Below are 13,022 nucleotides of genomic sequence, written 5' to 3'. Positions count from 1 at the left end.
TTCCGATCCGTTATCAGGTGCCGAAACGAGTGGTCAATATTTTCGACCGACACGAGGTGCCTGAATTTGCCGCTCCGCAAGGCGTGCTTAGAAGCAGGATGCGCAATTTAAAAGTGCGTGATATGCCGCACTTTGGTCGTTGCGCTTTCGGGGGTTTCGCCATCAACTCAGCCGATTGACGGATCAATCGCCGAGTAACGCCGGCTTCCCGAGTTAGTGGCTTAAAATTTGCTGTAGCGGAAGACGTTTCATTGCCGACTATGTGTTCATGGATGCAATTACCGATTCCGATTTACTGGCTAGCTTTCTGCTCTATCAGAAGGAGCTCCAGCAATTTTTGACGCATAAGGTCAATTGCGCGGAAACCGCTGCTGACTTGATCCAGGAAACCTATCTGCGCATCGCCCGCTATTCCGCCGACGGCGAGATCGTCAACCAGCGGGCGTTTGTGTTTCGCATTGCCGACAATCTGGCCCTGGACCATTTGCGCAGCCGGGCCAGACACGAGCAACGCGACGGCGGCTTGGTCGAGGAAGACCTCGTTTGCAGCCAACCGCAACCGGACAGCATGCTGGAGGGGCAGCAACAAATGGAATTGTTCGAAAAACTTATCTACGAACTGCCGCCGCAATGCCGCAAGGTGTTCTTGTCGTGCCGAGTGGAAGGCAAGCGTTATTCCGAAATCGCCGCCGAGCTGGGCATATCGGCGCGTACCGTGGAAAGTCATATGTATAAGGCCTTGAAGCATTTGAAAGACCGCATCGATTTCCTTTGATGCGCCGTGCGCTCGTAACATGCAATTTAACCCCGTTCTAAAATCGTGGCATCATGCCTGCCTCGGCTCAACGCTTCGCGCTCCCAACCATGTCCGATAAGCTCCAATCCGCGTCTTCTAGTTCGCTCTCGGACCAGGCACTTGCCTGGTTTGCCCGCTTGCAAGCGGATGACGCCAGCGACGATGTGCGCCGCCAATTTGAAATTTGGTACCACGCCGATCCTCGGCACGCCGAAGCCTACGATAAATCCCGCAAGCTATGGAGCCTGCTGCAACAGCCGGCGGAGCGGGTTCAACAACGCCTGCAAGCGGATGCCGCCCAATTTAAAACCGAGACCTTTGCCACCGGAAGGGCGCAGGGTGAGGGGCGCTTGCAAGCGTCGGCGAGCCGCCGAAACCTGAGCCGGTTTGCTTCGGGCTGCCTGGGGTTGTTGTTGCTGGCGGCCGGCTGGCGCTTACCGGAGCACTGGCAAAACTGGCGTAGCGATTACCATACCGCAGCCGGTCAGCAACTCAGTATCGAATTGGAAGACGGCTCTCGGCTGACTTTGAACACCGATACGGCACTGGCGGTCCGTTACAGCGACAACTTGCGGGAGATCGAATTGTTGCGCGGCGAAGCCTATTTCGAAGTCGCGCCTAATAAGCAACGGCCGTTCGTCGTCGACGGCGGTCAGGCGACCGCGCGCGCCGTCGGTACCGCCTACAGCGTTCGTAAACAAGCCGACGAGTTGCGCGTCGTTGTTAGCGAAGGCACCGTAGAAGTTGACGCCGATAGTGCTAAGGCGTTGGTGCACGCCGCCGAGCAAGCCGAATACCGGCAAGGCCGGCTGCAAGCCGTTGCTCGGCTCGACAACGACGATGCATTGGCCTGGCGACGACGCCAAACTGTGTTTCACCGCCAACCTTTGACGCAAGTATTGGAAGAAATTAACCGCTATCGCAGCGGCCGGATTGTCGCGGTCAATCCGCGGTTGGCCGAGCGGGTGGTCAACGGTGTCTTCAACAACGCCGACCCCGATGCTGTGCTGGCCGCGCTGACCACCACGCTGCAAGCCAAGGCCTTGCGGATGCCGGGCGATTGGGTGTTGTTGTATTGACGTAATAGATGGGCGCGCCTTGCGCCGTTAGCCAACGAATATAAAAATATTTTTCTCGGCACTAAGGGTAAGCCCGAACCCGCGTCGTCTTTGTCGGTAACACCTGCCATCGACAAAGGAGATAGACGCATGAAATACCCCGCACACACTTGCCGTGCCCCACTCTACGTAGCACTTGCTGCCGGCCTATTGACGCCTACTGTTATCCTGTCTGCCGAGCAAACCGCGCAAACCTTTGATATTCGCTCCCAAGCGCTGTCCTCCGCGCTGATCCGGTTTTCCGCACTCACCGGCTTGCAAGTGCTGTATGAAGGCGACATTGCCGAGCGCATCACCGCGCCGGAATTAATCGGCCGTTATACGCCGGAACAGGCTCTGCGGAACTTGCTGCGCGGCTCCGGGCTGCAGTACCGGTTCAGCAACGGCAATACCGTCACCTTGGAAAAGGCGGCGGCGGTGGAACCGCAGTCCGCCGCCGGTACGACAACCTTGCCGACGATGACGGTGACGGGTAAAGCCTTAGCAAGCGAAAGCCCAAGCCTGACTACGCCATCGCTCCAAGAATCGCAAATCAAACTGAATCGCGTGGCGGGCGGTACGTCGGTGATCGACGGCAAGCGGATCGAAGAAGGCGCGCCCTTGTCGGTCAGCGATGCCTTGGCGACGGCGCCGGGCGTTTATGTGGGCGACATTAGTGCCGGCGCGACCGGTGGATCGCGCATCTCCATCCGCGGTTCGGACGGCAATTCCGATATTTCGCCGATTCGCGGAATAAAATTTCTGCGCAACGGCATGCCGTTTACTCACGCCAACGGGACGTTCGATGTCGAGGCGCTCAATCTTTATGCTATCGAGCATATCGAAGTCTATCGCGGTGCCAATGCCTTGGAATACGGCGGCAGCAATTTGGGCGGCGCCATCAACTACATCACGCCGACCGGGTATACCGCCAATGGGTTGAAAATCGGCATCGTCGGCGGCACCAACGATTATTACCGACCTTATTTCAGCGGCGGTAAAGCGTTTGAAAACGGATTGGATGTTTTCGGCACGTTTTCCTACGTCAATACCGATACGACCCGGGAAAACAATCATCAAGAGCAGTTTTTAGGCCATGGCAATGTCGGCTACCGCTGGAACGAAAATCACGAAACCCGTTTGTATTTCGATGCGCAAAACCATAATTTCTTGTGGCCGGCAACGCTGAGCAAGCGACAAATCGACCAAAATCCCCAGCAAAACCCCAACGATTGGTCCTTACCTAACGGCTTTTCATCTTACCGCTTCGATCTAAAGCATTCGGTAAAATTGCATGGCGGCGATCGACTCGATGTCGGCACTTATTACTCGATCAATAACTATCGTTACGACTATACCGATAGCGGCAATCACGACCAGTGGCAGGATGTCGGCTTTAACTGGCGGCATGAGATCAACGGCCAGTTATTGGGTTTAAATAACCGGGTAGTTTGGGGCGGTCTGACCCAATGGCAATTTATCAACGATAAAAACTACGGCATCGTCGGCCGGCAGCTTGGGCCGTTGTTGACGGCGGAGCGTGACCGCTGGCTGAATGTCGAAGCGTTTATGGAAGATCAATTGAGTTTGACCGACAGGTTTACCTTGATTGCCGGCATTCAATTGAATTATCGCGATGTGAATTACGAACGCTACGAAGGTTATGTGGCTAGTGCCGCCAGACCCAGCAACCAAGCCAATCAAGATTTCTTCACGGCTAACCCCAAGCTGGGCTTTACTTGGCAAGCCACCGACGAAGCACAGATTTACGGCAATGTCAGCCGTAGCGCTGAACCGCCAAAAATGGCCGATCTTGCCAACATTTATCTCCAACCCAAACGAAATCTGCAAACTGCCAGCACCGTGGAAATTGGCACGCGCGGGCAAGCCCAGCGCTTGAAATGGGACTTGGCTTTTTATCAGTCCTGGGTTAACAACGAGTACTTGATTGTTTCCAATCCCAGAAATCCAACGGCCTTTTCCTCCACCAACGCCGATAGCACGACCTTGCATCGTGGTGTCGAACTCGGCTTGGAAACCACTTTACCGCTAAATCTGGCGGCGTCGGGCGATAACTTACGGCTCAGCGGCAACTACACCTGGAATGACTTTACGTTTGACAGCGACCCCGCGCTTCGCAATAACCGCTTGCCCGGCATTCCCGAACACAATGCTTTCGTCGAAGCGCTGTACCAGCATCCCAGCGGCTTTTACATCGGCCCCAATGCCCGCATCGTCAGTTCCAATTATGCGGACTTCGCCAACACCCTGGCCGCCAAACCTTATGCGCTGTTGGGCGCACGCATGGGTTGGGATGACGGCAAACATTGGAAGTTGTTCGTCGATGGCCGAAATTTGACCGACGAGCATTATGCGTCGTCGGTGTGGGTTCTAGGCAATGCGAATGGTGCCGATTTGGACCAGTTCAATCCCGGCGCGACCCGCTCGGTATTCGGTGGCGTGGAATACCGGTTTTAAGCACTGGCGGGTTGTCAATTAGTAGGCCTAAACGTGCCGGGGCATACCGCTCCGGCCCGAAATGACGGTGGGAATGGCACTTAGTTCCCGCCAAACCCGGTCGATACGATGCGGATTTCCTACGCCTAAACGTCTTATGCAAGAAAGGCAGCCAGCGCTTGATCCGGACAAGAGCAGTATCTGGTTCCCTGGCTTCTTTTTCGAATATTGACGATAACCGTACTCCCATCATGAACAGTAATCTCTATCAACCTGACACGCTTATCCAATCCAAGCCGCAAAACCGAGAGTTGTCTCGCCTGAAAGCCCGCCGCCAACGCTGGCTGACCGTTCATTTATGGTTGGGTCTGACGCTGGGTTTGCTCCTGTCGATTTACGGCATCACCGGCAGCATCCTGGTGTTTCATGCCGAAATCGACGAATGGTTGCATCCCGAGATGTTGACGGTGCAGCCTCCGGAGCATGCCGAATATCGACCCTTGGCGGAAATTTTCGCAGCCGGCAAGCAGGCGATGCCGCCAGCCGCGAAGCATACCTTCGCCACTTATCCGCGCAACGAATTCGCGGCCTTCAAACTGCGGTACGCGGTTGCTGGTGCTGACGGCTCGCTGGAAAACTGGGAAGTTGCCGTTGACCCGTATACGACTAATATCACGGGTAAGCAACTCAAGAGGCGCTCCAGCAACTGGCTGCCCAGCACTTTTATCGGCTTGATGTTTGAATTGCATTTCGCCTTGTTGATTCCGGGAGAACTCAGCGAGCCGATAGTCGGCATGTCCGCCGCCTTATTGATTATTTCGACCTTGACCGGCCTGGTCGTCTGGTGGCCGCTGACCGGGCACTGGCGCAACGCATTAACCTTTAAAGCCAAGGCCGGCAAGGTGCGCTTCAATTACGATCTGCATAAAACCAGCGGTTTTTACACGGCACTAGTGATGTTGCCGGTACTGTTTTCCGGGATTTACATGGTGTTGCCGCATAACGTGGTGCCGGTTTTGGAGCTGTTCTCGCCGGTGACTTACCGCTACTGGTTTCAGTCCACGCCGCCCGCGCCAAACACCCCGGCCATCGGCATGGACGAGGCGGTGGCGGTTGCCTTGAAACAATACCCAACGGGCCGGCCGCACTGGATTTACGGGGCTGCGGAACGGACTAAAACTTACACGGTATGCCAGGACGGCGTCGATGCGCCCGGCAGCATCCTGCAAAGGCGTTGCACGGTGATCGACCGCTACAGCGGCAAGATTCTGGACCTGGACGACCCTAGCTTGCCGACTGCTACGGCCGGTGAAATCTTCACCCACTGGCAATGGCCCTTGCACTCCGGCCAGGCCTTCGGCATGACCGGGCGGATTTTGGTGTTTATCACCGGTCTGGCCTGTCCGGTTCTATTCGTCACCGGCGTGATCCGCTGGCGGCAAAAGCGTAGAGCCGGCCAAAATAACCGCAAAAATTTTGCCGTGTGATATGCCGCGACTTTTTCAAAAACTGCGGCATATCACACAGCGCTCAATCAGTGGGTATAACCAAGCACCGACGCAAGCTAGCGTGGCGGTCGGCGCAAACCGCTACCTCAGATCGTTTTCAGCGTCATGGCCTGAACATTGCTGGTTTCGCGCCAGCTGTCCCTCCGCAAACAATCGCCAATGCCCAAAGACCTTTCCGGATTTCTGCACACGCTGTTTCTGCAACACGCGCACGAAATCGGCAGCTTTTTACGCGGCCGTTGGCCGAGAGAGCCCGATGTAAGCGACATTGTGCAGGAGACTTTTCTGCGCTTATCGCAATATCCCGATCCGCAAACCATTCAAAACCCCCGGGCGTTTTTATTTCAGACCGCCGCCAATCTAACGGTTGACCGGCATCGCCGCCGCGAAACGCGCGCACGCTTCGATGAAGCCAACGCCGACATCGAGCATGTTGCCGACCAAAGCCTTTCGCCCGAGCATTATTGGCAAACTCATCAGCAATTGGAGAAATTCTCCAGCTGGTTGGACGAACTGCCGGAATTGCGCCGCCACGCCTTTGTGTTATACCGCATAGAAGGCTGTTCCCATGCCGAAATTGCTCAGCGCCTAGGGATTTCGGTACGTTGCTCCGAGCGTTACGTGATGCTGGCAATGCAACATATCAGCGCCAAGCTCAGTGCAGAACCGGAGCATGCTTGGCGGTAATTGCCGTCTAGCCCGTCTATGCCTATGTCCGGTAAACTGCTGCCCACTCAATTGAACAGAAGACCAGCGTGACCAGCATTCAATCTTGCAGCCAAGCGACCCGCGAGCAGGCGATAAGCTGGTTGCTGCGTCTGCGCGATGCGCCCGGCAACCCGCAAATCCGCCAGGAATTTGCTGATTGGCTGGCAGCCAATCCACTGCATGGGCAGGCTTACCAACAGGTTGAAGCGCAATGGGCCTGGATGGAACCCTTCAAACAACAGGCCTTCCTGGCGCGCAACGAGGCCTTGCGTTACCGGCCGCCTACTCGCAGGCCGGTTTGGCTGCAATGGGCAAGCTATAGCGCTGCCGCGATTGTCTTGCTGGGCGTCGGCCTGGCGTTATTCTCGCCGCAAGGTTGGTACGGATTCCCCCATAGCTATGGCACCGGCAAGGGCCAAAGACAGACCGTGACGCTAGCAGACGGCTCCAGCCTGGAACTCAACACCGACACCGAGGTGCGAGTGCATTTCAACCGTCGTCAGCGCCATGTCGATCTGGTGCGCGGCGAGGCTTTTTTTAACGTGACTCACGATGCCGAAAGGCCATTCACCGTGCATGTTGGCAATCTCAGCGTGCGCGACATCGGCACGGCATTCGATGTCTACAAACAATCCGACCGGGTCAGCGTCGCTGTGCAGGACGGTTTGGTGGAAATGACCGGCCAAGGCAGCAGCCGCGAATTGCACGCCGGTCAGCAGTTGGCCTATAGCCATGACCAGCGCTTCGTCGAAGCCTTGCAATCCGACATCGCCACCGTCACTGCCTGGCGGCAGGGCCAGCTGATTTTTCGCGGCCGGCCTCTTGGCGAAGCGCTGGCGGAAATCGGCCGTTATCACGACGTACAAATCCGCCTGCCCGATCCTAAACTGGCCGAACTGCGCGTCAACGGCAGCTTCCGCACCGAGCAACTGGATAATATGCTGAACGCGGTTGCCATGTTATTGCCGGTCAAAGTTAAACATGTCGGCGAGCGCGAAATCGTGCTGGAAGCGACATCATCGCGCAGGGCGAATGATTGACTCGGGGTTTGAAAACTGTTCGCCTTTATGCAGCTTGGCTACATACCCGTTTAAGACGTGACCCAACGGGCGTTGACAACACCAGCCCCGAGCGCAACCAAAGCGCCTAGCCCAAACGGGAATAGCCGCCATACCTAAGGCCGACTCAATCATTCGCCCCTAACGCCGGGTCGTCGCAAAATAAACTATCGTTTTGCTGGCGGCTTTTTTGATCGACTGCGTCTATGCCCATGACCCCTTAACCAATGGAGACATGGAGCATGACATTGACGATAAAACGCCTGGCGACCGCAATCGCGCTGATCTCGGCGCAAGCCTACGCCGAGGACGACAAACGCCATTTCGATATTCCCGCCCAAAGCTTGGCCTCCGCGCTTCAACAACTGGCAAATCAATCCGGCAGAGCGATGCTGTATGCCGAACAATCCGCCGCCGGCAAGACCAGCCCGGCGCTGCAAGGCGAATTTAGCGTCGAGGAAGCGGTGCGCCGCATGACGAATGGCAGCGGCCTTATTTACACAATCGACGGCAGCGGCACAGTCACGTTGAAACCGGGCGAGGGTAGCAGCGCCACCACGTTGGGAGCGGTAACCGTCGTGGGCCAATCGAATGCCGATACGAACGATCCCTACAATTCGAATTACCAAGTCCGTAACGCAACTACCGCGACCAAGACCGACACTCCAATGATGGAATTGCCGATGTCGGTTAAAGTGGTGCCCAAATCCGTGATCAACGAACAGCAAATTACCCGCTTGGACGATGCGTTGAAAAATGTCAGCGGGGTTTATGCCGGGCCGGGGAATGGCGGTACCGCCGATACCTTTTTGGTGCGCGGATTTGTAGACTTCAGTCCCTATTACAACGGCGTGCGCCTGGAGACGGGCTGGACTCAAGGTGGTCTGCGCGACGCCGCTGGCCTGGAGCGGGTAGAAGTCTTGAAGGGCCCGGCGTCGATCCTATACGGTCGTATCGAGCCCGGCGGCATGGTCAATATGGTGCCGAAAACGCCGTTGGCAACGCCTTACTATTCCCTACAGCAGCAGTTTGGGTCCTACAGTTTCTATCGGACCACGATAGACGCCACCGGACCGGTGACCGATGATAAATCGGTACAGTACCGTGCCAATCTGGCCTACGAAAACAAAGGCTCGTTTCGCGATTTTATCGAAGGCGAGCGGGTTTACTTTGCACCCACAGTGCATTGGGACATCAGCGACCGCACCCAGGCGACGTTTTATGTCGATTATTTGCATAACGACACCGCACCGGACGTTGGTGGTCCGCCGCGCATCGGGAATCGGCCAGCCGCCTTGCCGCGCAACCGCAATTTAAGCGAACCCAATATCCGCGCGGTCAGCGACGACATTTTGTTCGGCGTGGACTGGAGCCATGCCTTTAACAACCAATGGACCTTTCGCCACCGCTTCTTCGCCGACTTCACCGAAGACAACGAAAATCTGCCCGGTGCGCCGCTCGGCTTGGACGCGGATAACCGTACGCTCAATCGCGGAAATTTTGGTGTTCGTGACAATTTGGGCGTTACCTACAACACGAATGTCGATCTAACCGGGAAATTCAAAACCGGTATGCTGGAACATACTTTGGTGATCGGCGGCGATTATTTCAGTTTCGAAAATACTTTCGCTTGGCCGTCGGCGCAACCCGTCCCGGCCATCAACATCTACAACCCGGTTTATGCGGGAAATCTCGGTTTACTTTCGCAGTTGGATGCGGTGGGCAATTTAGGCTTTGAATGGTTTGGCTTGTATTTGCAAGACCAGGTCAAGCTGCCTTACGACCTGCATCTGTTGGCGGGTATGCGCTACGACAATGCCAACTCCTGGCAGGATTTTGGTGCCTTCGGCAGCGGCATCAAGGACACCAATCATGAGGACAAAGTCACGCCGCGCGTCGGCTTGCTGTGGCAACCCATACCGTCTCTTAGTCTTTATGGCAATTATGTGCAGGGCTTCGGTGCACCGAACATCGGGGTCTATGGCGATGGCGGTGCCAAAATTAAACCGCAAACCTCGGAACAATGGGAAGCGGGCGTTAAGAACGAATGGCTGGACGGCAAACTCAGCCTGACCGCAGCCTATTTCGAAGTTACCAAGCAAAACATAGCGTCGCCTATTCCGGGAACTTTGTTTTTCGAAGCGGTGGGCAAGGCTCGCAATCGCGGCTACGAATTGGATTTGACCGGCGAAGTGTTGCCGGGCTGGAAGGTGATCGGGGTTTATTCCTACATCGACTCGGAAATCGTCAGTAACGGCGGTGTCGACGAGGGCAATCGCCTGGCGAATGTACCCGCGCATGGCGGTAGCCTGTGGAATACCTACACCTTGCAGGACGGCGCCTTGAAAGGTTTGAAATTTGGCGCCGGTGTGGTCGCCCGTTCCCAACGGCAGGGATCGAACACCAATGACTTTCAATTGCCGGGTTATGCGATATTTAATGCATTGCTCGGCTACGAAACTCACGTCGGAAAAACCAAACTGACTGCACAAATCAATGCCGACAACTTGTTAGATAAGGAGTATTTTGAAACAGGACGTGCGGATAGAAACTTTTGGGGTACGCCGCGGACGTTTATGGGCTCGGTGCGTTTAGAGTTTTGATCGAACAAACAGGTGTGTTGGGGGTACAAACAGCGTGCCCCTAGCCAGCTTCGACACGAATTTGGACAACAATCAAACACGCCCGTATGCGGCCTTAAACCTTATCTTGCCTGAATTCATTCATATCGCGGTTATCGACCCGGTCGTAAATGTCTTCCACGTTTAAGGTCAAACCGATGGATTCGAAAGTGACCGCATCGCCCAAAAAATAATATTCCGACAGCCAGTGCTTGTTCCGGCGCAGCACCTGCACCGAAACGATGTCCTGTTCTATCAACACATACTCCTGCAAGGACGGCAAATTGATGTAGCGTAGCAGTTTGGTGGTGGTGTCGGTTTTGCGGGTCGAGCGCGACAGTACTTCGACGATGATGACCGGCGAAGTGGAAAAAACATCGTCACCGGCCATTTTGCTGCAATCCACCAGTACATCGGGATACACGTAATCCTTACCCATCCGCACTTTGATGTCGGCCATGAACGTTGCACAGGGCGTGCCTTTTAAGTGGTTTCGGAATTCGCCCAAAATATTGGCCGAGATACAGTTGTGGTTATAGCCGGCCCCGGCCATCGCATAAATCCGGCCGTCGATATATTCGCGCTTAACGTCGGAATGTATCTCCGTTGTCAGATACTCCTCTTCGCTCAGATAAAAACTGTCTTGTTCTTGCTGTAACGCCATGACTCGCTCCCAACTATGCTTGCGTTGCTTGAAGATATTGTTAGGGACCTGGCCTGGGAATACAAGGGGAATTCTCGACTAACGGCAGCAGGATTGCTCAGGTTTGAGCATGCCGCGCTCGGCAATTGCCCCTGAAATTGATAATGCGGAAAAAACCTGTGTGATTTGGCGTATCTAAAAGCCATTTTGCGTGATCTAACGCATCCGGCTCCACAAAAACTCCCGCCGCCCAAATACAAGCAACCACCGTTACGGGTAACTCAAGCTACTGTTTGCAAAAGGTTTAATCGCAGCCAAAACCTGTCTATCGATTTGAATTCGGCCGGATGGAATGTTTTTTGCGAGTTATTCCGTTCGATCAACCCCACCAAACCGGAATTGGTCCGGTTGCCATGCCGTTAAGTCCAGCCCAGCTTGGTAGTTTGCCTAACCGTTATCTTTTTCGTCACCGAGTCTTGTAGTGCCAAAATCCAAACCATCGCTGTTTGATCGGCTATTTCAGCGGCATAGCCAGGAACTCCGGGTGTTTGCCGGCCTGCGTAGCGGCAATGAGTTTGCCGAGGATTTGGTACAGGAAGCTTATTTGCGGCTGATGCAGCACCCCGAACCGGAGTCAATCGATAATGCCAGGGCCTTTCTATATCGAACGATCGCCAATCTAAGCGTCGATCAACACCGCCGGCAAAACGTCCGCGACCGTTTTCATGCCGAAATCAACGACAACGACCAGGTACTGCATGACATACCAACTTCCGAGCCATTACCGGAAGATAAATTAGCCTCGCAACAGGAGTTGCATGCCTTAAACAGCATTTTGCAGGAATTGCCGGAGGCAACCCGCAACGTTTTCGTGCTTTACCGGCTGGAAGGATTGTCACACAAGGAAATTGGCCGGCGACTGGGCGTTTCCGAACGTAATTCCGTGCGTTTGCTGGGGATCGCCGCGCAACACGTTCTGCTGCGCTTTGCTTCGTTGGATGACTAAGCGCATGGGCGGGGCAGCGGTTTTTCTCACCGCTTCATTTGCCGGATTTTAAATGTTGGGCGGCTACGTGATAATGCTCGGCAAGCGCAACCTAATGTCCTCTGTTTAACATGCCCAACATCCAGACCTCAACCGTTTTGCAGCAACAAGCCATAGAGTGGATTCTGCGGCTGGATTCGGCTACCTGCACGCCTGCAGATCGCCAGGCCTTCGCAGAGTGGCTGGCGCTAGGCGAAGACCGGCGACGCATTTATCAGCAGTTGGCCAGCCGTTGGAACAAACTGGATCGCTATAAGGGCCGGGATTTTCCGGTGCGTCGGCAAGCGCTGAGCTACCGGGCACCTCACAAGCGAACGCGCCGCCTTAGCACGCTGGCGTTAGCCGCTTCGCTGCTATTGGGCTTGGGCATCGCCACTTTTTCCGAGTACGGCTGGTACGGCTACCCTCGCCACTATGCAACCGAGCGCGGCAGCCGCCAAACCGTACATCTGGCCGACGGCTCGCGTTTGGAACTGAGCGGCGATACCGAGCTGAATCTGCGGGTCAACCATTGGCGGCGCTCGGTGGAACTGATCAAGGGCGAGGCATTTTTTAGTGTGGCCCACAACCCGCAACAGCCGTTTGAGGTGCAGGCCGGCCATGGCACTATCGTTGATATTGGCACCGAGTTCGACGTGCGCTTGCAAAACCGGCAGGTCGCTGTCGCGGTGCTGGAAGGCGCGGTAAAGATTGTGACGAGCGGCAGCCGGGAAATCAGCGCCAATCAAGTACTCGCTTACGATCAGCGCGGCGACTTTCTGGAAAGCCAAGACAAACCGGCCACTATCACAGCCTGGCTACGCGGCCAACTGGTGTTCGAAAACCGGCGGCTGGATGAGGTATTAAGCGAGCTGGAACGCTTTCATGACACCCGCCTGAGCTTGGCCGACCCAAACCTGGCCAAACTAAAAGTCAGCGGCACCTTCCATATCGGTAACCTTGATGGCGCGCTAAATGTGATCGCGATGACTCTGCCGGTCAATATTCAGCGGCCTTCGCCGGGACAGGTAATATTGGCCGGACGCTGAGGCCGCCAAGACCGCACAGCGCGTCTTCCCCTCCAATAATTTTTGGCGTCTTTTTCGGCTT

10 protein-coding genes are annotated in these 13,022 nt (G+C 55.4%); 9 read left to right on the top strand and 1 reads right to left on the bottom strand.

From position 1 onward, the window contains the following. The first annotated feature begins 268 nt into the window (after positions 1-268). From ACMXD4_RS01115 to ACMXD4_RS01085, 7 genes are all read left to right on the top strand, one after another. The gene (locus tag ACMXD4_RS01115; RefSeq protein ID WP_415879606.1) at positions 269-775 is read left to right on the top strand and encodes an RNA polymerase sigma factor; all 507 of its coding nucleotides are present in this window, start codon (positions 269-271) and stop codon (positions 773-775) included. Positions 776-864: 89 nt separating this feature from the next. Further along, complete coding sequence (locus ACMXD4_RS01110) at positions 865-1,875, top strand: FecR family protein (protein ID WP_415879605.1); 1,011 nt, start codon at positions 865-867, stop codon at positions 1,873-1,875. 129 nt (positions 1,876-2,004) lie between these two features. Continuing rightward, positions 2,005-4,371 (top strand): TonB-dependent receptor domain-containing protein, encoded by a 2,367-nt coding sequence (locus ACMXD4_RS01105; RefSeq protein ID WP_101053886.1) that lies wholly within the window; start codon positions 2,005-2,007, stop codon positions 4,369-4,371. A gap of 230 nt (positions 4,372-4,601) precedes the next feature. Further along, a complete protein-coding gene (locus tag ACMXD4_RS01100) occupies positions 4,602-5,837 on the top strand; it encodes a PepSY-associated TM helix domain-containing protein (RefSeq protein WP_415879604.1) in 1,236 nt (411 codons plus the stop codon). A gap of 180 nt (positions 5,838-6,017) precedes the next feature. Further along, entirely contained in the window at positions 6,018-6,545 is a 528-nt protein-coding gene (locus tag ACMXD4_RS01095) for an RNA polymerase sigma factor (RefSeq protein WP_415879603.1), read from the top strand. Between the two features lie 68 nt (positions 6,546-6,613). Next, entirely contained in the window at positions 6,614-7,606 is a 993-nt protein-coding gene (locus ACMXD4_RS01090) for a FecR family protein (RefSeq protein ID WP_415879602.1), read from the top strand. Positions 7,607-7,866: 260 nt separating this feature from the next. Then, positions 7,867-10,227, top strand: coding sequence for a TonB-dependent siderophore receptor (locus ACMXD4_RS01085; protein ID WP_415879601.1), 2,361 nt, complete (start codon positions 7,867-7,869; stop codon positions 10,225-10,227). A gap of 94 nt (positions 10,228-10,321) precedes the next feature. Here ACMXD4_RS01085 and ACMXD4_RS01080 read toward each other — a convergent pair whose 3' ends face one another. Further along, a complete protein-coding gene (locus tag ACMXD4_RS01080) occupies positions 10,322-10,909 on the bottom strand; it encodes a Uma2 family endonuclease (RefSeq protein ID WP_415879600.1) in 588 nt (195 codons plus the stop codon). 460 nt (positions 10,910-11,369) lie between these two features. Between ACMXD4_RS01080 and ACMXD4_RS01075 the strand changes: the two genes are divergently transcribed. Together ACMXD4_RS01075 and ACMXD4_RS01070 are read left to right on the top strand one after the other, a co-directional pair. Then, a complete protein-coding gene (locus ACMXD4_RS01075) occupies positions 11,370-11,894 on the top strand; it encodes an RNA polymerase sigma factor (protein ID WP_415879599.1) in 525 nt (174 codons plus the stop codon). A 110-nt stretch (positions 11,895-12,004) separates the two neighbouring features. Beyond that, the gene (locus ACMXD4_RS01070; protein WP_415879598.1) at positions 12,005-12,961 is read left to right on the top strand and encodes a FecR family protein; all 957 of its coding nucleotides are present in this window, start codon (positions 12,005-12,007) and stop codon (positions 12,959-12,961) included. Positions 12,962-13,022 lie beyond the last annotated feature (61 nt).

The organism is Methylomonas sp. TEB (assembly GCF_047777895.1).
Lineage (GTDB): Bacteria > Pseudomonadota > Gammaproteobacteria > Methylococcales > Methylomonadaceae > Methylomonas.
Note: the sequence above shows the minus strand (reverse complement) of the source record. Positions and strands in the feature narration are given on the sequence as shown.